Annotated in this window: 15 protein-coding genes and 1 pseudogene; 6 read left to right on the top strand and 10 right to left on the bottom strand. The window is 38.4% G+C overall.

Annotated features, from left to right (window positions below; translation table 11 throughout):
- The first annotated feature begins 114 nt into the window (after window positions 1-114).
- Window positions 115-2,709 carry a calcium-translocating P-type ATPase, PMCA-type gene (locus tag PWP26_RS03610; protein ID WP_301398961.1) on the top strand — a complete coding sequence of 865 codons (2,595 nt, stop codon included), beginning with the start codon at window positions 115-117 and terminating at the stop codon, window positions 2,707-2,709.
- A 27-nt stretch (window positions 2,710-2,736) separates the two neighbouring features.
- Here the strand turns inward: PWP26_RS03610 and PWP26_RS03615 are convergent, their stop codons facing one another.
- Window positions 2,737-3,495, bottom strand: a complete 759-nt coding sequence (locus PWP26_RS03615) for an N-acyl homoserine lactonase family protein (RefSeq protein ID WP_273010808.1) — start codon at window positions 3,493-3,495, stop codon at window positions 2,737-2,739.
- 91 nt (window positions 3,496-3,586) lie between these two features.
- On the opposite strand from PWP26_RS03615, the gene PWP26_RS03620 reads away from it, so the two are divergent.
- Window positions 3,587-4,042 (top strand): single-stranded DNA-binding protein, encoded by a 456-nt coding sequence (locus PWP26_RS03620; RefSeq protein WP_273010809.1) that lies wholly within the window; start codon window positions 3,587-3,589, stop codon window positions 4,040-4,042.
- 3 nt (window positions 4,043-4,045) lie between these two features.
- Here the strand turns inward: PWP26_RS03620 and hemA are convergent, their stop codons facing one another.
- The 9 genes from hemA to PWP26_RS03665 all read right to left on the bottom strand — a co-directional run bounded on the left by hemA (window position 4,046) and on the right by PWP26_RS03665 (window position 14,060).
- Window positions 4,046-5,458: a glutamyl-tRNA reductase gene (gene hemA / locus PWP26_RS03625; RefSeq protein ID WP_301398962.1), complete on the bottom strand. Its 1,413-nt coding sequence runs from the start codon at window positions 5,456-5,458 to the stop codon at window positions 4,046-4,048.
- The gene (gene ccsA / locus PWP26_RS03630; protein WP_273010811.1) at window positions 5,448-6,275 is read right to left on the bottom strand and encodes an inner membrane protein YpjD; all 828 of its coding nucleotides are present in this window, start codon (window positions 6,273-6,275) and stop codon (window positions 5,448-5,450) included. Before ccsA ends, hemA begins: the two co-directional genes overlap by 11 nt.
- A gap of 9 nt (window positions 6,276-6,284) precedes the next feature.
- Window positions 6,285-6,692 carry a universal stress protein gene (locus tag PWP26_RS03635; protein ID WP_301398963.1) on the bottom strand — a complete coding sequence of 136 codons (408 nt, stop codon included), beginning with the start codon at window positions 6,690-6,692 and terminating at the stop codon, window positions 6,285-6,287.
- A 122-nt stretch (window positions 6,693-6,814) separates the two neighbouring features.
- Window positions 6,815-7,930 carry an ABC transporter permease gene (locus PWP26_RS03640; protein WP_301398964.1) on the bottom strand — a complete coding sequence of 372 codons (1,116 nt, stop codon included), beginning with the start codon at window positions 7,928-7,930 and terminating at the stop codon, window positions 6,815-6,817.
- Between the two features lie 10 nt (window positions 7,931-7,940).
- On the bottom strand, window positions 7,941-9,050 hold the full coding sequence (locus PWP26_RS03645; protein WP_273018844.1) for an ABC transporter permease: 1,110 nt from the start codon (window positions 9,048-9,050) through the stop codon (window positions 7,941-7,943).
- 5 nt (window positions 9,051-9,055) lie between these two features.
- Complete coding sequence (locus tag PWP26_RS03650) at window positions 9,056-10,756, bottom strand: ATP-binding cassette domain-containing protein (RefSeq protein WP_287568214.1); 1,701 nt, start codon at window positions 10,754-10,756, stop codon at window positions 9,056-9,058.
- Window positions 10,741-11,688, bottom strand: a complete 948-nt coding sequence (locus PWP26_RS03655) for an HlyD family secretion protein (protein ID WP_301398965.1) — start codon at window positions 11,686-11,688, stop codon at window positions 10,741-10,743. The genes PWP26_RS03650 and PWP26_RS03655 overlap by 16 nt, the downstream gene beginning before the upstream one ends.
- Window positions 11,689-11,743: 55 nt before the next feature.
- The gene (locus tag PWP26_RS03660; RefSeq protein WP_028841572.1) at window positions 11,744-12,496 is read right to left on the bottom strand and encodes a TlyA family RNA methyltransferase; all 753 of its coding nucleotides are present in this window, start codon (window positions 12,494-12,496) and stop codon (window positions 11,744-11,746) included.
- Entirely contained in the window at window positions 12,483-14,060 is a 1,578-nt protein-coding gene (locus PWP26_RS03665; RefSeq protein WP_301398967.1) for an HDOD domain-containing protein, read from the bottom strand. Before PWP26_RS03665 ends, PWP26_RS03660 begins: the two co-directional genes overlap by 14 nt.
- Before the next feature lie 84 nt (window positions 14,061-14,144).
- Between PWP26_RS03665 and PWP26_RS03670 the strand changes: the two genes are divergently transcribed.
- The 4 genes and pseudogenes from PWP26_RS03670 to PWP26_RS08195 form a co-directional block, all read left to right on the top strand.
- On the top strand, window positions 14,145-15,413 hold the full coding sequence (locus PWP26_RS03670) for a glutamate-5-semialdehyde dehydrogenase (RefSeq protein ID WP_301398968.1): 1,269 nt from the start codon (window positions 14,145-14,147) through the stop codon (window positions 15,411-15,413).
- On the top strand, window positions 15,394-16,026 hold the full coding sequence (gene nadD, locus PWP26_RS03675) for a nicotinate-nucleotide adenylyltransferase (protein ID WP_301398969.1): 633 nt from the start codon (window positions 15,394-15,396) through the stop codon (window positions 16,024-16,026). Before PWP26_RS03670 ends, nadD begins: the two co-directional genes overlap by 20 nt.
- 10 nt (window positions 16,027-16,036) lie before the next feature.
- The gene (mutS, locus tag PWP26_RS03680; RefSeq protein ID WP_301398971.1) at window positions 16,037-18,604 is read left to right on the top strand and encodes a DNA mismatch repair protein MutS; all 2,568 of its coding nucleotides are present in this window, start codon (window positions 16,037-16,039) and stop codon (window positions 18,602-18,604) included.
- Window positions 18,605-18,729: 125 nt separating this feature from the next.
- Window positions 18,730-18,843 (top strand): annotated as a pseudogene (locus tag PWP26_RS08195) (LysM peptidoglycan-binding domain-containing protein); the annotation flags it as partial.

Raw genomic sequence — 18,843 nt, forward strand, 5'->3', positions numbered from 1 at the left:
ACCTCCCAGTTATTTGCTTTTTTTTATCATACCATAAAAATTTTTTTTAAAAAAGATATGAATTTTAGCCTCAAAATCTTCAAATTTTTAAGCTTTAATTTTACAATTTTTCTCATGGAGTTTTATCAAAAAACCGCAGAAGAGATTTTAGAAGTTTTAAACACCGGTCCAACAGGTCTTTCAGAAAGAGAGGCTACCCAAAGGCTTGCGATTTATGGAAAAAACGTTTTGGAAAAGAAAAAGAAAAGCTCTCCTTTAACTTTATTTTTGAGTCAATTTAAAGATTTTCTTGTTTTTATTCTTGTGGTAGCTGCCCTTATTTCTGGTTTTTTAGGAGAGCTGATAGATACAGTTACCATAACTGTTATTCTTCTAATAAACGGTCTTATCGGTTTTATCCAGACGTATAGAGCAGAAAAGGCAATGGAAGCCCTTTCAAAGATGCTTTCTCTTTATGCAGTAGTTATAAGAGACGGGAAGATTAAAAAAATCCCGGCTGAGGAACTTGTTCCAGGGGATATAGTTTTGATCGAGGCAGGAGAGGTTATCCCAGCAGACTTAAGGCTTTTAGAGGCCTATCAACTTAAGGTTGACGAATCTTTACTTACCGGTGAATCTGTTCCTGTTTCAAAACAGGTTGAACCAATTTCAGGAGAAAAATTGCCTGTATCTGAACAGAAAAACATGGTTTTTAAAGGAACTTTTGTCACCAACGGAAGGGGAAAGGGAGTGGTAGTTGCCACAGGAATGAATACTGAGCTTGGAAAAATTGCAAAAATGGTCCAACAGGAAGACACTAAGACCCCGCTTCAGAAAAGGCTTACTGATTTTGGAAAAAAACTTGGTGTAGCCATTCTTTTTATTTGTTTGCTTATTTTTATTCTTGGGGTTTTAAGGGATGAAGAACCCTTAAGGATGATTCTTACCTCGGTTGCTTTGGCTGTGGCTGCTGTTCCTGAGGCCTTGCCAGCAGTGGTGACCATCACCCTTGCTCTTGGTGCCAAAAAAATGGTTGCTCTAAATGCTCTTGTAAGAAATTTGCCTGCAGTAGAAACCTTAGGTTCGGTAACCTTTATCTGTACAGATAAAACCGGCACTTTAACCCAAAATAAAATGACAGTAAGAGAGGTTTTTTCGTTTGAAAAACAGACCAACTATCTTTTTTTATGTATGGCTTTAAATAACGATATCAGGCTTACAGAGGAAGGTAACCCTACCGGAGACCCTACAGAGATTGCCCTTTATGAATATGCGAAAGAGAACCATTTTGAAAAAGTCGAGCTTCAGAAAAAATTCCCTCGTGTGTTTGAAATTCCGTTTGACCCAAAAAGAAAGGCTATGACCACGGTTCATAAAAAAGAAAATGGATATATTGTTTTTACCAAAGGCAGTTTAGAAACCATCCTTGAAAAGTCAGCTTTTATTCTGCTTGAGGACAAGATAGTTCCTCTTACAGAAGAAATAAAGAAAGAGATCTCTGACAAGGCTTTAGAGTTTGCTAAAAAAGGTATGAGAGTGTTAGCCTTTTCATATAAGGAAATCCCTGAGTTTTTTGAAACCGAAACTATGGAAAGCAAGCTTATTTTTCTTGGATTTTGTGGAATGATTGATCCACCGAGAAAGGAAGTAAAGGAGGCTATAGCTCTCTGTAAGTCTGCAGGAATAAAGGTGGTGATGATCACAGGAGACCACCCTGTAACTGCCTGGGCTATCGCTAAGGACCTTTCAATCGTTGAAAAAGATGATCCTTTAGATAGTGCGCTGATTACAGGGAAAGAATTAGAGGAGATGTCTTTAGAAGATTTTGAAAAAAGGGTAGAGAAGATAAAGGTTTATGCAAGGACTTCTCCTGAACAAAAGTTAAAGATTGTAAAGGCATTGCAGGAAAAAGGGCAGTTTGTGGCCATGACAGGAGATGGAGTAAACGATGCCCCAGCCTTGAAAAAGGCAGACATAGGGGTTTCCATGGGAAGTGGCACAGAAGTAGCTAAAGAGGCAAGTGATTTGATACTTCTTGATGATAACTTTGCCACCATTACCCAAGCGGTAAAAGAGGGAAGAAGGATCTATGATAACATAAGAAAGTTTGTAAAATACACCATGACCAGCAACTCTGGAGAAATCTGGACAGTAGCCTTAGCTCCCTTTTTAGGTCTTCCTTTACCTCTTTTACCGGTTCATATACTTTGGATAAACCTGATTACAGATGGCCTTCCAGGGATAGCTTTATCAGGAGAAAGAGAAGAAAAAGACATAATGCAAAGACCTCCCAGACATCCTAAAGAAAGCCTTTTTGCCCATGGACTTGGAATCCATATAGTCTGGGTGGGATGGTTGATGGGAGTAGTTTGTCTTTTGGTTCAAGGTTTAGCCATAAAATACAACCTTCACTGGCAAACCATGGTGTTTTCTGTCTTGTGCTTAAGTCAGTTGGGACATGCTCTTGCGATAAGGTCTGAAAAGGAGTCTATTTTTAAGATAGGGTTGTTTTCTAATAAGCCGCTTTTTTATACCATAGTTTTTAGCGTGGTTTTACAACTGGGTATCATCTACTGTCCGCTCTTTAATAAACTTTTCCACACCCAACCTCTGTCCTTAAGAGAGTTAATCATTACCTTTGTAGCATCATCTATAGTGTTTATAGCTGTAGAAATAGAAAAGCTTATAAAAAGGCGATATAAAGGGATCAGTACCAAATTTAAGGCTTAAACCATTTAAAATTTTTTACTTTAGCCTTTAAGGAATGGTTTCTAAAGAAGAAAACCTTGGTTCATGTAATGGAATTAAAATGTCTACCGTATTTTTAAATTTTACCATCTGATCATAGGCTAAATAAGGGTCTATGTTAGTGCCAGGAGGGATAACCTCCATTCCCATGGCTTTTATTTTACTGGGAGGTTCAAAATTTTCCTGAATTACACAAAATCCGGTTATTCCTACAAGCCCTTTTTCTGTGTTGATAAGAACGCTCATTCCTCCTTTAGTATGTGCAGGGGTGTGCACCATGGTAATTCCAGGGGCTACCTCAAACACCTCTTCTTTTATATGCACCATCTGCCCTGCCTGGTCTAAATCTTCTATAAACTCAACCATGTATCTAAAGTCTAAAGGATGGGGATTGTAGGCAGATTGAAACTCTAACTCATGGGCATAAAAGGTTGCATTGACACATTTGAAATCGTTTTCACAATGGTCGTTATGAAGATGGGTATGAATTACTATGTCTATATCTTTAGGAGAAAGTCCCCATTTAGCAAGCCCTTCTTCAAATTTATAGATCTTTCCACCGATAGCCTGTTCTCTAAAATCAGATTGTATTACCTCAAGAAGACCTGTATCTATAAGGATAACTTTGTCTGAACCCTCGATCAGCCAACAATAGATTGGGATTACATATTCCTTTCCATAATCGTGTTGATAGGTCATCATTCCTTTATCAAAAACTTTGGTTCCAACCACGATAGGATGAATTTTATAAAACGGACCTTTTTTCATGATTTACTCCTTGTCTTTGGGGGTGTTATATAATCAGATATTAATTATATGTCAGGTTGAAAAATGAGAAAAGGGGTTTAATATTTAAACTATGAGTATAAACAAAGTTATTTTGATAGGAAGGTTAGGGGCCGATCCAGAGATTAGGTATACGGTTGATGGTAAACCTGTGGTCAGCTTTAGATTAGCTACCAATGAGGTAATCGTAAGGAACGGAGAGAAAGAGGTTCTTACTGAATGGCATAGGGTGGTTGCTTTTGGTCGGTTGGCAGAGATCTGTGGAGAATATCTAAGTAAAGGTTCTCAGGTCTACATAGAAGGTAAACTTAGAACACGCAAGTTTGAAGATAAACAGGGTATGCAAAGATATGTTACAGAAATAGTCGCTCAAAACATGCAAATTTTAGATAAAAAGTCTTCAACCTCTAATGATTCTGCTAAATCCTATCATGTGGAAACCTCCCCCAAAATCTCTAAAAAATCTGTCGATTTAGAAGTTGAGGCTTTAGAAGAACCTTTGATCGATGAAGATGATATTCCTTTTTAGGTTTTACTGTAATAAAACTTTTTTCGTAGAAGGGTCTATCGGTTGTTTTTCTTCTCTTTTGGGTAGTTCTTTTTCAGTTTGATCTGAATTTTCTAAATTCTCTGGTTGTTTAAACTGAGTTTCAGTCTCTAAGCTATCTAGTTCAAACATCTGTCTTATTATACCTATAGCCTTGCTTCCTTTTTCGTGATGGTCTTTTTTGATAAATTTGATAGGATAGTAAATGATTTTTTGGACCAAAGATTGGGTTAAAACTTCTAAGTGTTGTTTTTCTTCCTCCGAGAGGTTTTTAAGTTTTTTTAGGGTTTTTGCCAGTTCGTTTTTTCTTAGTTGTTCCATTTTTTCACTGAGAGCTTTGATAGTAGGATGCAACTCCATTTGTTTAAGCCATTTTTTAAACTTAAAAACCTCTTCTTCGATGATAACCTTTGCCCTTAAGGCTTCTTTTTTACGTTCTTGGAAGTTTTCCTCTACCACCTCTTTTAGGTCATCTATGTTGTAGACATAGACGTTTTCCAACTGATTAACCTCAGGTTCTACATCTCTTGGAACAGCTATGTCTATGATAAAAAGGGGTCGGAACTTTCTGAGTTTTAAGATAGAGGCAACCATCTTTTTAGTAATTACAAAAGAGGGGGCACCTGTAGAGGAAATAACCACATCTGCCTTGGTAAGTACATAAGGCAGTTCTTCCAAACTGTAAGCCTCTCCTTTAAACCGGTCAGCAAGCTCAACAGCCTTAGAAATAGTTCGGTTGGCGATCAAAACTTTTTTAATCCCGGCTGAGATAAAATGCATACAGGCAAGTTCTGCCATCTCTCCTGCACCTACCAGTAACACCACCTTTTGTTTGAGGCTTCCGAGGATTTTTTTGGCAAGTTCACAGGCAGCATAGCTTATAGAGACAGCGCCTCCTCCGATGCCGGTTTCAGTCCTAACCCTTTTGGCAACAAAAAAACATCTGTGCAAAAGACGATTGAGCACAATCCCTGAAGTTTTATAAAAAAGTGCTTTTTGATACGCTTCTTTTACCTGTCCTAAAATTTGAGGTTCTCCTAAAACAAGAGAATCAAGACCACAGGCTACCTCAAAAAGATGCTTTACCGCCTCGTCGTTTTCTAACTGATAAAAGTACTTTTTAAGCTCATTTTGTGTGACCTTTACCTCTTTTTCAAAAAAAGAAAACAGTTCAGATAAGAAAAAGTCTTTTTGAGATTTTTCTAACACAAAGCAAAACTCGACCCTGTTACAGGTAGAAAGAAAATAGGCTTCTTTAAAGCTTAATCCCTCGTTTTTTAGCTTTTCAAGGGGAAAGACTGAGCTATCTTTAAAAGAAAGTTTTTCCCTTATTTCTACCGGGGCGGTTTTATGGTTTAGTCCTACGAGAAGGATGGTAATCTCAAGGTCAAGACCCATAAGTATGAAACCCCTTGGTAAATAAGTTTATCACAAAGAAGCTTAAAAACCAAATCCCGAACCCTAAAATAAACATCTTAGCAGACCTTTTTCCTCTCCAGCCTATGACTACCCTTTGATGGATAAGCACCGCATAAAGCAACCACAACACCAGAGAAAACACTTCCTTTGGAGACCATCTCCAGTAGTCCCCAAAAACAAAGTTGCTCCATACAGCCCCGGTGATTATCGAGATAGAAAGAAAAAGAAACCCAAGATAAAGGGAGATTTCACTTGCCCGGTCTAAATACTCTAAAGGAGGAAGTTTTTTATAAAAAAGACCTAAAGATTTTTTTTTAATTTCTCGTTCTTGCAAAATATACATGATCGAAGTGGTGAGACCAAAGAGTAAAAAGGCATGGGAGATTAAGCCAGAAATTCCATGTATAGGAAACCAAAGGTTATAAAAATAAGGGGAAAAGGGGGAAACTTTACCAGAGGATAAAAAAAAGCTTAAAAGAAGACAGCCAATTACCCAGGGGAGGATAAAAAAACCTACAGTATAAAGTTTTACCTGGCTTAAAAAAGAAAAGCCGAAATAAACTAAAACAAGGCTCCAAGCTAAGAAGTTTAAAACTTCTTTAAAGGTTAAGACCTTTAAAATCGCTATCTCGTAAGCTTTTATCCCCCAAAATACGGTGTGTAAAAAAAAACCTAAACCCAAGACGATTTGGGCGTATTTTAACGCCTCTTTCTTAAGGGTTTTAAAATAAAAATAAAAACCTATCCAGGAAATAAAGTAAACCAAAAAATACAGGTCAAAAAGTAGGTCACCCATTAAACGGCATTACTTTTTTTTAGCGATATAGATAGAACAAGGAGCAAAGTTAACCACTTTAGCAGCAGTAGAACCAAGGGTATATCTGATGATGTCAGGTCTTACCCCTCTTGCTCCCATTATCAAAAGGTCAGGTTCTTCTTGTTCTACAAAGTTTAAGATAGCCTCAGCTATGGAAAAATCAACCAATACTTCCTGTCTTACTTTATAACCGTCTTTTACCTCTTTAGCTACCTCTTCTAGCAAAGCTTTAGCCTTTTCTACAGCTTTGGCCTCTTCTTCCTTAGACATTTCTTCTCTTTTTCTTACCACGTTTAAAAGAATAATTTCATCTATGGTCTCTTTTAGAAAAGTAAGAGCCATCCTTAATCCTTCCTTAGCGTCGGCTGAACCGTCGTAAGCTACCACTATTTTCATAATTACCTCCTCTTTAGGATAGGATTTTTATTATTTTAGCACGAGAAACTATTTTAATCAAATTTAAAAATAGGGTTTTTATTATTTTAGCACGAAAAACTATTTTAATCAAACTTAAAGCTTTATTTAGCAAAACTTTTCCTAAATCTTAAGGCTGATAAAAGAAAGATTACCCCTCCTACGGCTGAAATCCCTAAGATGTCTTTCCAGAGATACTCTATCCCAACCCCTTTAAGTAAAACCCCGTAGCCAAACTCTAAATAATACCTCATCGGAGAAAAAAGGCTTAGAGACCTGATCACAGGGTGCATAGCTTCTGGGGGAGTCCAGGCTCCTGAAATCATAAGCATCGGTACGAGAATCACTATGATTACCATCATCGCCTGAGAGAGGTTGTTTACTATCGTTGCGATGGCTATCCCAAGGGAAGACATGGCAAACACATAAAGACAGGTGACCGCAACAAATAGAACGATACTTCCTTTTATCGGGACCTTAAAAACGCCTTTTACCATGATAAATAGACTAAACAAGGATAAAACACCGATTACGACTACCGTAGGAATAATCTTGGCTAAAAAAACCTCCCAGGTTTTTACAGGGGTTATCAAAAGTTGTTCGATGGTCCCATATTCTTTTTCTCTTATCAAAGCTGAGGCACTGATAAGAAGGGAAACCATCGTTGTCATGTTAAAAAGTTCAAGGAGACTCATAAACCAGGTACTAAGATGGTTAGGATTAAAAAAGCTGCGGAGTTTTGCTTCTACCTGAGGTATCCTTAAGGTTTTCTGATAGACCGAAAAGTCTAAGATCTCTAAAGAATATTCATGAGCGATGGTTGATACATAAGAAATAGCCATGGTAGAAGTCATCGACATGGTGCCGTCGATGATAACCTGGATTTTTCCCTTTTTTTGCTTGACATCAGTCTCAAACTCAGGAGGTATGACTATGGCCATAGAGGCTTTACCTTTATCCAGCCATTCTACTACCTCTTTGTCAGAGTTAACATACGCTACTATCCTGAAATGGGGAGGTCTTATCTTAGATAAGAATTCTCTACTTTCAGGACTTTTGCTTTGGTCTAATACGATGGTTGCAAAGTTTCTTACCTCAAGCGTTATCCCTTTACCCCCTGTATAAACCACCCCAGTAAAGGCATAGACTAAAACGATTAACAAAATCCTGTCTCTGAAAAGCTGAAGAAATTCTTTTTTGATTAACGTTATAAGCCTCATAAAGATTATCCTAAAGTTTTTTCTTAAAGTTTAAGATGGTAGCCAGATAGACCACAGAAGCATACAAAAAAAGGCTTAATATATTTGGTATAAAATAATGAAAAGGCAGTCCCTTTAGATAGATTCCTCTTACGATGTCTAAAAAATAGGTTGCAGGAATCACCCTGCTAACAAGTTTTCCGCTAAACTCCATACTACTCACAGGATAAAGAAATCCTGAATAAAGATAGGTAGGAATTACGGTGGTGATAAAGGCAAGAAGCATAGCGGTGATTTGGGTTTTGGTAATGGTAGAGATAAAAAGTCCAAGACCAACGGTGCAAAAAAGATAGAGGATACTTGCTAAGGAAAGTACGATAAAGTTTCCGATAAACTTGGTTTGGAAGATAAAAACCGTGATGGCAAAAAGTATCAAGTAGGTAAGAAAACAAACGAAAACATAAGGGATAGCTTTTCCAAAGATAATCTCCCATCTTTTAGCAGGAGAGGTGTAATAGTTAAAAATACTTCCAAATTCCTTTTCTCTTACCACTACCAAGCAACTGAGAAGCACAGGATAAAAACAAAGGGTGGTTACCAACATCCCTGGCATGATAAAGTTTTTGCTCTCAAGGGCAGGGTTATACCAGGCTCTTATCTCTAACTCTATGGGAAATTTTAAGGAGTTCTGGTTTCCAAGGAGTTTTTGGTTAAAAAGGGTGTTTATGGTACTGATATAACCTTTTACTACCTCTGCTCTACTTGGATAGGTGCCGTCGATAAGCACCTGTACCTCGGTTTTTTCTTTTTTATAAAGTTTTTGTGAGAAATCAGGTGGTATGATTACTACCGCTCTTACCTTAGCAGAGTTTAGCAGGCCTTCAGCTTCTTTATAGTTGTTTACCAGGGTATAAAGCTTGAAGTACTCAGAGTTCACGAAACTATCTATGTAGTCCCTGCTTAGTTTACTGCGATCATAGTCAAGAAAGGCCACAGGGAGTCCTTTTACATCCAGGTTTAACCCATATCCTAATAAAAACATCACTATCACAGGGACTACAAACACAAAGGTAAGGTATAGTTTGTCTTTTATAAGCTCGGTAAATTCCTTTTTGGTTATTCCTATCAGTCTTTTTAACATCGCTTCTATGGGTTTTCTTTTAGGTCTTTTAAGATAAAGTCTACAAAAGCCTCTTGTAAAGGAGGGAGAGTAATTTCAATCGTATATTCTTCAATACCTTTTGTTTTTAAAATCTCGGAAATCTTTGGTTGATCTTTCTCAGGAGTAAAAGTTCTTAAAAAAAGTTTGTTTCCGTAAAAATAAAGGTTAGGAAAATTGTTTTTTAACAGGGTATAGGCTTCTTTAAACCTTGGGGTTTTTATTTTTAGGAGTTTACCAGCGAGGGTTTCAGAGGTGATTTTTAGTTCTTCAGGGGTGCCAACTGCAATAAGCCTTCCCCGGTTCATAAGACCTATCCTGTCGCAGTTTTCTGCTTCATCCATATAATGGGTAGAAACGATAACAGTTATGCCTTTTTCTCTTGAAAGATAGTAGATAATCTCCCAGAAAGACCTTCTTGCTACAGGGTCTACTCCAGAGGTTGGTTCATCTAAAAACACGATCAAAGGGTTATGCAAGATGGCACACATAAGGGCAACCCTTTGTCTTATCCCAAAAGGGACGTCTTTAACAAGTCTTTCTTCCCAGGAAGAAAGTCCAAGCTTAGTTAAAAGCTCAGAAAAATCTTGCCCGGTTATTCCGTAGAGCCCGGCATAAAGATTGACATTTTCCATCACCGTCAGGTCTCTGTAAAGGGAGAATTTTTGAGACATGTATCCTATTAGCTGCCACACTTTAGCTCTTTCTCTTTTTACATTATACCCTGCGATAAAGATATCCCCTTCGGTAGGTTCTAAAAGTCCGCACATCATCTTGATTAACGTAGTTTTCCCTGCACCGTTAGGACCAAGAAGCCCTAAAATTTCACCTTTTTTGACCTCCAAGCTTACCTTATCCACCGCTTTAAACTTTCCAAAAGCCTTGGTCACCTTATCACAGACAAGCAAGGTCTCTTCTGAGGTAAAGCTTAAAGAAGGTTTTTGTAAAGGCTTGGGAGGTTCTTTTGAAATCACAGAGACAAAAGTTTGCTCTAAATCAGAAAACTCTTCGGGTTTACCCTGAAGTAAGATTTTACCGTTATGGATTAGGGCTATTCGTTGGCAGCGTTCTGCCTCATCCATGTAAGAGGTGGTTAAAAGAACGGTAATGTTTCTTTCCTGAACCAACGTTTGCAGAATTTTCCAGAAGTCCTGTCTTGAAAGTGGGTCAACTCCTGTTGTAGGTTCGTCAAGGTAGATGATGTCTGGCAGGTGTAGTAAAGTGCAGACTAACGCAAGTTTTTGTCGCATACCCCCTGAAAGGGCTTTAGCCGGTCTTGATAAAAAAGGTTTAAGCCTGGTAATCTCTAAAAGGATTTCTTTGGTTTTTTGAAATACCTCTTCTGGGATTTCCCTTAGGTTGCGGAAAAAGTTTATGTTTTCTTCGATGGTAAGGTTGTCATAAAGGTTTAATCCAAGCCCCTGAGGCATATATCCGATAAATTTTTTAACCTTTTCAGGGTCTCTGGTAACGTCTATACCGTTTACGTAGGCTTTACCAGAGGAAGGAGTTAAGACTCCCGCAAGGATTTGGACGATGGTGGTTTTTCCTGCTCCGTCAGGTCCTATCAGACCAAAGACTTCTCCTTTTTTTACCTCAAAGGAAACATTGTTTACGGCTAAAACTTTCTTATAAAACTTGGAGAGGTTTTCAACCTTAAGAACAGGCTCGTCTAAGGCTTTACCCATTCTGCCTTTGGGTCTGTTTTTATTACCACGTCTGCCGGCATCCCAGGTTTTAAAAGCCCTTCTGGGTTTTCTACCGAGACCTCAGCTCCAAAAACAAGTTTTACCCTTTCTTCCTTGGTTTCTACGTTTTTAGGAGTAAATTCGGCTTTTTCATAGACCCTGGTTAAAGTTCCGTTGAAATAGCGGTTAGGATAGGCGTCTACATACACCCTTGCAGGTTGGCCCAGTTTTACCTTCCCAACCTCTGGTTCAGGGATATAAACCTTGATATAAAGGTTTTGAAGGTTTACCATCGTATAGATAACTTGCCCTGGGTTTACGACTTCTCCTTCTTCAGCTACCCTTGAAAGGATAACCCCGTCTGAAGGGGCATAGATTTTGGTTTCCTTGTAAGCAACCTCTATTTCTTTAACTTTTTGTAGGGCTGATAGATACTTAGCCTTGGCTTGGTTGATGTAACGTTGATTTACCTTAAGTTCTGACAGGGCTGTTTTGTACTCCAGTTCTGCAAGCTCAAGGTCTCTTTTAGAAACCAAACCTTCCTGGTATAGTTTTTTATATCGTTCAAGGTCTTTTTTGGCTTGCTCAACCCTTGATTGGGATTTAACAAGATAGTTTTCTGCCATAAGGATAGTTTCTTCTGCTGAACGAACCTCGTTTTGAGCTGCTTGAAGCTGGGCAAAGTATTCATCAGGGCGAAGCTCTGCAAGAAGCTCTCCCTTTTTTACCGGGTCGCTTTCTCTTTTGTAAAGTTTTACAACTCTGCCCTGAATTTTTGTGCCAATGTTGACCTCTTTTCCTTCAACCCTTCCGTGTAAGATAAGAATCCCTGGAGGGGTCTTTTGCCTGTTAACGTACCAGAAAATCCCACCAGCGAATAATCCTAAAAATAGAACGAAAAATAGCAGCTTTGTCTTAAAACTGAGGTTCATATCTCAAACATTATATACTTTTTAGCCAAGATGTGCAACAGTAGAAAAACAGGTTTTAGGTATGCAGACCAAGTAAAATAAAAAACTCTTTGTTTCCTTTAGGTCCAAGGATAGGGCTTTGAGCTACTCCTAAAGGTAAAAATCCTAAAGAGATAGAAAAGTCCCAGATTTCATCTACCACTTTTTTATGGACCCAGGGGTCTTTAACCACTCCTTTTTTAAGAAGTTTAGGCCCTACCTCAAATTGAGGTTTAATCAGGGCTAAGACCTTTCCTTCTGGTTTAAGAAGGGGCGGTGTAACCGGAAGGATTTTTTTTAGAGAAATAAAAGATACGTCTATGGTAATCAGGTCCATTTTTTCAGGAAACATCTCCGGGGTAAGATATCTGGCGTTTATTTCTTCCTTAGGTATAACCCTTGGGTCGTTTCTTAAAAGAGGATGGAGTTGGCCTTTACCTACGTCTACAGTATATACTTTTTTAGCTCCTTTTAATAAAAGGCAGTGGGTAAACCCACCGGTTGAGGCACCTATGTCTAAGCATACAAACCCTGTGACATCTATCTGAAAGGCTTCAAGGGCTCCTTCAAGCTTTAGCCCTCCTCGAGAAACATAAGGTATAGGTTCGTCAACTCTTAAAAATACTTCACATGAAAGGGTTTGCCCTGGTTTTTCTACCCTTATCCAGTTTTTTTCGTCTTTTGACCACCAGACTTTACCTGCCATGATCAGGGCCTGAGCCTTTTCTCTGGTCTCAGCAAGCCCTTTTTCTACTAAGATTTTATCTGCTCTGAGTTTATGCTGCTTCAATTTCTTTATCGATCACCATCGAAAGAATTCTTCTTTGTTGTTTTTCTTTGAGTATCTCAAGCCCTTTTTCTAAAGCCCTAAGAATAAGTTCTACATTAGGATCGGTTTTAGGGTTTATTTGCTTAGGATCGTAGGTGATGGCTACGATGAAAGCAGATTTTTTAAGGTTAAAGGTTTTATAAGAGAGGTTTTCTAGAGTTTGTAAAAGTTTTCTTGCTACCACCATCGCACCAGAGAGTGGGGTTTCAGGAAGGATAACTCCAAAACGATAGGGATTTTTAAGTTTAGCGATCACGTCAACCCTTCTTAATCTGCTGGCTAAGTTTTCAGCCACTAACTTGATAAACTTTTCTTCTTCCTTTAGACTTTGAGTCTCTGCAATTTCTTCGCCTTTTTCTATTTCAAAGAAAAGGACGCTAAAAATTCGTTGATATCTTTTGGCCCTTAAAAATTCTTCCTTAAGCCTTAAAAGAAAATATTCTTCATTATAAAGTCCAGTAAGAGGGTCAAAAAAGGTTTGTTTTTTTAAGGCTTCTTCTGTCTTTTCAAGTTGTTTGAGTAAAAGTTCCTTTTCTCGTAACACTCTGGCTAATTCTTGTTTATAAATTTCAAGCAGTTTTTTTTCTTCCTTTTCTTGTTCTTCGATCTTCTGAAGTTGTTCTTTGATTTTCTTTTCCTTTTTTTTAATCCATTCAGTATAGGGGATAAGTTTGTAGGTCTCATACCCTAAGATTTCATAAAACTGGTTGATAAATCCAGGAAGGGAATCGAGTAAAACTGTCGCCTCTGTTTGAGAAAGGTTTAAAACTTCTTGGCAAACCTCCTGAAACCTTTGGTATTTATGTTCTTTTTTGGTGCTAAAATAGGCCCCTATACCTGAGTCTATCAAGTTTAAAATTTTTATGTCATAAAGTACATCCTGAGGAATTTCTTCAGGAAGGCCGGTGATACGGTGATGATGATAGAGGTCAAGCACAAACCTTCTTGGGAAATTATAGTTTTCAAAGTATTCTGCACCTATGGTTGCATGGTCAACCCCAAAAACTTCTCTTTCGGCATCCAGGGTAGTTTTCCCTAATTTTTTAAGTTTTAAGACCTGTAGGTATCCTTCAGGATAGACCTGATATAAAACCAGCACTCCGTAGTCCATCAAAAAAGAGGCTACGTGTAGATGGGTTGGATAGTTTTCTATATGAGAGGTTAAAAGGTTAGATAGCCCAAGGTTAGCTATTGCCCTTGCCCAAAAAAGGTCAAAACTAAATTCGTTAAAGGTGGTTTTTTTAAGCTTTTGGGATAAAAAAGAGAGAACTAAAAGCTTTACTAGGTCTTCTCCTAAAATCAGGATTGCCTTTCTTAAATCTGAGATAGGAGGGTTGTCTTTTCTGAACTGAGGAAGGTTGGTGGTCTCTATGATAAACCTTTTAAGCTCTTGTCTTTTCTCGAGGAAATTTAAGAATTCCCTTTCTTCTTTTAATAGAAAGATTTCAAGGGTTTCTTTGACTATAGAAGGAAGAGGGGGAAAGGGTTTTTTAGTAAGTTTTAATAGTCTGTCAAGCTCTCCCATTTTTGCGCTTTTAATATAAAATGATATTTTAATGTATACTACCAAAAGATCGTCAAAAAAAAAGAGGATAAAGGGGGTTTTAAGATGGAAGGACAAAAAGATTTGAAAGAGGTTGTGTTAGAAATAGCTAAGAAGGCGAAGTCCGCCTCTAAAGCTCTTACCTCTCTTTCTTCTGGGGTAAAAAACGAGGTGCTAAAACGGGTAGCTCAGAAGATAAGAGAAAACCGGGAAGAATTAAAAAAGGTTAACGAAAAAGACGTAAACCAGGCCCTTTTGCAAGGGCATACCAAGGCTTTTATAGACAGGTTAACTCTTTCTGATAAGGTAATAGAGGCCATGGCTAAGGGGTTAGAAGAGGTTGCCCAACTTCCTGACCCTGTAGGTGAAGTGGTAAAGATATGGAAAAGACCTAATGGCCTTATGGTAGGAAGGATGCGCATTCCTTTAGGGGTGATAGCTATCATCTATGAAAGCAGACCAAACGTTACCATAGATGCAGCTGGGCTTTGTTTTAAAAGTGGTAATGCCGTAATCTTAAGGGGAGGAAAGGAGGCTCTAAACTCTAACTTGGCACTGGCTGACCTTTTTAGACAAACTTTAAAAGAGTTTAACCTTCCTGAGGATGCGGTGCAGGTTATTCCAACCCCTGACAGAACTGCCATGGAGTATATGTTAGAGCTTGAGGAATATATAGATTTAGTCATACCCAGAGGTGGAGAAGGGCTTATCCGGTTTGTCACCGAAAAAGCCAGAATGCCTGTTATCAAACACTATAAAGGGGTTTGTCATGTGTATGTAGACGAGGAGGCCAACCTTGAAATGGCTAAAACGATTGCCATCAACGCTAAGTGCCAGAGACCAGGAGTCTGTAACGCGATGGAAACCCTGTTAGTCCACGAAAAGATAGCCCCTAAATTTTTACCAGACCTTGCAGAAGAATACAAAAAATACGGGGTGGAGCTGAGAGGTTGCCCTGAAACCTTAAAACTTATTCCCTGGGCTAAACCAGCCACTGAAGAAGACTGGTATGCCGAGTACCTTGACCTTATCTTGGCTATAAAAGTGGTAAAAGATATAGATGAGGCTATAGAACACATCTCTAAATACGGAAGTAATCATACCGAAGCCATCGTCACAGAAAACTATTCTAAGGCTATGAAGTTTATCAAAGAGGTGGATGCAAGCCTGGTTTTGGTGAATGCCTCTACCAGGTTTAACGACGGAGGAGAGCTTGGTTTAGGTGCAGAGATAGGTATTTCTACGACCAAAATTCATGCCTATGGTCCTATGGGGCTTGAAGAGCTAACCACCACCAAGTTTATAGCCTTTGGTAATGGTCAAATCAGAACCTAAAAAAATCGGTATTTTAGGGGGGACCTTTGACCCCCCTCATTTAGCCCATTTAAGGGTTGCAGAAGAGGTAAGAGAAGCCTTTGGTTTACAGGAAGTATGGTTTATCCCCGCAGGATATCCTCCTCATAAAAAAGTAGAAACTCTCTCTTCTTTTGACCACAGGTTTAACATGGTAAGCTTAGCGATAAAAGACAATCCTTTTTTTAAGGCCTTAGACATAGAAAAACACGTTAAACCTTCTTATACCTTAAAAACCCTAAAGAGATTAAATGCCTCTTACCCTGAGGTAGAATTTTTTCTGATAATAGGCTGGGACAGTTTTTATCAGTTTGAAACCTGGTGGAATTACCAGGAATTTTTGCAATACACTAACCTGGTGGTGGTTTCAAGGGGTTTAAAAGGGTCTGAGGCTTTAAAAAAGGCTTTTTTACAAAAGTTAAATCAACTCTGGGAAGATGACTTTTCTAAAGAAAGGGTATTTCTTTTAGAGGTTACTCCGTTAGACATCTCAAGTTCGATGGTTCGGTCCCTGGTTAAAAATGGTCGTTCGGTAAGGTACCTTGTGCCTGAAGAGGTTTTAACCTATATTTTAGAGCATCAACTCTATCGATAAGAGGTTTTTGATGAGAGGTTCTGTTAAGGCTGAGATAACCCCGATGTTTAAACAGTATTTTGAGGTAAAGCATCAGTATCCTGATGCGGTACTTTTTTTCAGGCTTGGGGATTTTTATGAGATGTTTTTTGAAGATGCAGAGACAGTGGCCCCTCTCTTAGGGTTGGTTTTAACCAAAAGAGAGGCAGGAAAGGGGCTTACTGCCCCGATGTGTGGTGTTCCTGTAGAAAAAGCCCTTTTTTACATTCAGAAACTTGTTGACCTTGGTTTTAAGGTTGCTATCTGCGAACAGGTTGAAGACCCTGCAACCTCTAAAGGGCTTGTCAAAAGAGAGGTAGTTAAGATCTATACTCCTGGTTTAATGGTAGACTTAGAACTTCCAGAAAAAAGTAAAACCTATCTTGCAAGCCTCTACTTAGATAAAAAAGCAGGACTTGCCTTTTTAGAGCTTTCCTGCGGCGAGTTTATCTTTACCGAGGTAAACAGAGAAACCTTTTTGTCTGAACTGTTAAAACGTGAACCAAGAGAAATCCTTTGTTTAGAGGAGTTTGCTGAGTCTGAATGGATCTCTCTTATCAAAGGTAGTCTTCCTAAGGTACATCTAAGTTTTTTAGACAAAAGAGCTTTTGGTTTAACCCAGGTAGAAGACCTTCTTAAGTTTCCCTATTACGAGCGTTATCAAGAGGGTTTAAAAGCAGCCAACGCTATTTTAGTTTATCTACAAAACTATCAGCCCCATCTTTTAGATAAGATAGAAGCCCCGGTTTTTTACTATCCAGAGGAGTTTTTATTTTTGGATGAAGCCACCAAAAGAAACTTAGAACTGGTAAAAAACCTCTGGGATGGGTCTGAAAAATATTCTCTATTTTGGGTGTTAGATGCTACGGTCACCCCGATGGGGGCAAGACTTCTCAAAGAATGGATAATTTATCCGTTGAGAGACATTAATCAGATCAAACTTAGACAAGAAGCTGTAAGTTTTTTGGTAGAAAAACCAGACTTAAGAGATGCCCTTAGAGAGGTTCTGAAAAAATTACCTGATTTAGAAAGGCTTTCTACCAAATGTAGTCTAAGGCTAATCAATCCTAAAGAGATGGCTCTTTTAAGGGATAGTTTAAAGTATCTTCCGGAGATAAAAGAGATCTTTTCTGAAATAGATCAACTTCCAAGACTTTTAAGAGACATCCTCTCTCAGTTAGGAGAGTTTACTGGGTTATATCAAAGACTTTGTGAGGTTTTGGTAGAAAACCCTCCTTATACTTTAAAAGACGGTGGGATCATAAAAAGAGGGATAGACCCCACCTTAGATGAACTGAGGGACCTAAAAGATCATGCCGTAGACTACCTTTCAGCCATAGAAAGAAAAGAGAGAGAAAAAACAGGGATTCCTAACTTAAGGATAGGGTATAACCGGGTTTTTGGTTATTATTTTGAGGTATCTAAAGGGAATGTTAGGCTTGTTCCCCCTTATTTTGAGAGAAAACAGACTTTAACCAACGTAGAAAGGTTTGTAACCCCAGAGCTAAAAGAGCTGGAACAAAAGATTATTACTGCCGAGGAAAAAATTAAAAATTTAGAGTATGAGTTGTTTTTAGGGTTGAGGGAAGAGGTAGCTCAGTATAAAGAGGATTTAAAAAGAACCAGTCTGGGGCTTGCTACCCTTGATGTGCTTGTTTCTTTAGCCAAAGTGGCAGTAGAAAACGACTATGTTTGTCCTGAGATTACCGAAGAAGAAGGGCTTTACATAGAAGAAGGAAGACATCCGGTTATAGAAAAAATCCAGGGTAAGGAAAGGTTTATACCTAATTCTGTAGAGTTAAAAAAGGATGAGGCTGTTCTTTTGGTGATTACCGGTCCTAACATGGGAGGAAAGTCTACTTATCTTAGGCAAACAGCCCTTATCGTCATCATGGCTCAGATGGGAAGCTTTGTCCCTGCAAAGTATGCAAGGCTTGGGGTTTTTGATAAGGTTTTTACCAGGATAGGGGCTGGGGATGAACTTGCTCGAGGTAAAAGTACCTTTATGGTAGAGATGAGTGAATGTGCCTATATCCTGAAAAACGCAACCAGCAAAAGTCTGGTGCTTCTTGATGAAGTGGGAAGAGGAACCAGCACCTATGATGGCATGTCCCTTGCATGGGCTATAGCAGAAAATTTGTACGAAAAAAAGGTTTTTACCTTGCTTGCAACCCATTACTTTGAGTTAACCGAGCTTGGTAAAATCTATACAGGAATCAAAAACTATCATGTAGCTGTTAAGGAATGGCAAGATGATATTATTTTTATGTATAAGGTTTTACCAGGGGCAGCTAACAAGTCTCATGGTATAGAGGTGGCAAAGTTGGCTGGAATTCCTCAAGAGGTGGTTGACAGAGCTAAAGAAATACTTTATAAATTAGAGGGAAAAAATCTTAAGGAACCAAGTGAAACAAAGATAGCTTCAAAGAGGGTTACTCAGTTGTCTATTTTTGACCGAGAACATCCTGTGCTTCAAAAGATAAGAAATTTAAACATAGAAGAGATAACCCCGATCGAAGCCTTAAACTTTTTGTGGGAGATTAAAAAAGAGTTAAAATGAAAAAGTTCAGGTTAAATCAAAAAAACTGGATTACGTTAATTTTTTTCTGGTCTTTTTTTCTTCTTTTGGTAGGAGGATTTTCTCAAGTAAAGGGGGCTACCAGGTCTTCTTCTATTCCTAAGGCCTCTAAAGAGTATGTTTACCACATCGTGAAAAAAGGCGAAACCTTAGAAAAAATAGCCAGGAAATATAACCTTTCTATAGCAGAGTTAAAGCGGCTTAATAACCTAAAAAGAGAT

The sequence above is a fragment of the Thermodesulfobacterium sp. genome, from assembly GCF_030445475.1.
GTDB classification, from domain to species: domain Bacteria; phylum Desulfobacterota; class Thermodesulfobacteria; order Thermodesulfobacteriales; family Thermodesulfobacteriaceae; genus Thermodesulfobacterium; species Thermodesulfobacterium commune.

Bases quoted from the DNA above. Each gene is read 5' to 3' on its own strand.
- hemA (WP_301398962.1), bottom strand. From the start codon at position 5,458: ATGGGTCTTGACCTTGAGATTACCATCCTTCTCGTAGGACTAAACCAT.
- ccsA (WP_273010811.1), bottom strand. From the start codon at position 6,275: ATGGGTGACCTACTTTTTGACCTGTATTTTTTGGTTTACTTTATTTCC.
- PWP26_RS03620 (WP_273010809.1), top strand. From the start codon at position 3,587: ATGAGTATAAACAAAGTTATTTTGATAGGAAGGTTAGGGGCCGATCCA.
- PWP26_RS03665 (WP_301398967.1), bottom strand. From the start codon at position 14,060: ATGGGAGAGCTTGACAGACTATTAAAACTTACTAAAAAACCCTTTCCC.
- PWP26_RS03640 (WP_301398964.1), bottom strand. From the start codon at position 7,930: ATGAGGCTTATAACGTTAATCAAAAAAGAATTTCTTCAGCTTTTCAGA.
- PWP26_RS03615 (WP_273010808.1), bottom strand. From the start codon at position 3,495: ATGAAAAAAGGTCCGTTTTATAAAATTCATCCTATCGTGGTTGGAACC.
- PWP26_RS03655 (WP_301398965.1), bottom strand. From the start codon at position 11,688: ATGAACCTCAGTTTTAAGACAAAGCTGCTATTTTTCGTTCTATTTTTA.
- mutS (WP_301398971.1), top strand. From the start codon at position 16,037: ATGAGAGGTTCTGTTAAGGCTGAGATAACCCCGATGTTTAAACAGTAT.
- PWP26_RS03635 (WP_301398963.1), bottom strand. From the start codon at position 6,692: ATGAAAATAGTGGTAGCTTACGACGGTTCAGCCGACGCTAAGGAAGGA.
- PWP26_RS03670 (WP_301398968.1), top strand. From the start codon at position 14,145: ATGGAAGGACAAAAAGATTTGAAAGAGGTTGTGTTAGAAATAGCTAAG.
- PWP26_RS03610 (WP_301398961.1), top strand. From the start codon at position 115: ATGGAGTTTTATCAAAAAACCGCAGAAGAGATTTTAGAAGTTTTAAAC.
- PWP26_RS03645 (WP_273018844.1), bottom strand. From the start codon at position 9,050: ATGTTAAAAAGACTGATAGGAATAACCAAAAAGGAATTTACCGAGCTT.
- nadD (WP_301398969.1), top strand. From the start codon at position 15,394: ATGGTCAAATCAGAACCTAAAAAAATCGGTATTTTAGGGGGGACCTTT.
- PWP26_RS03650 (WP_287568214.1), bottom strand. From the start codon at position 10,756: ATGGGTAAAGCCTTAGACGAGCCTGTTCTTAAGGTTGAAAACCTCTCC.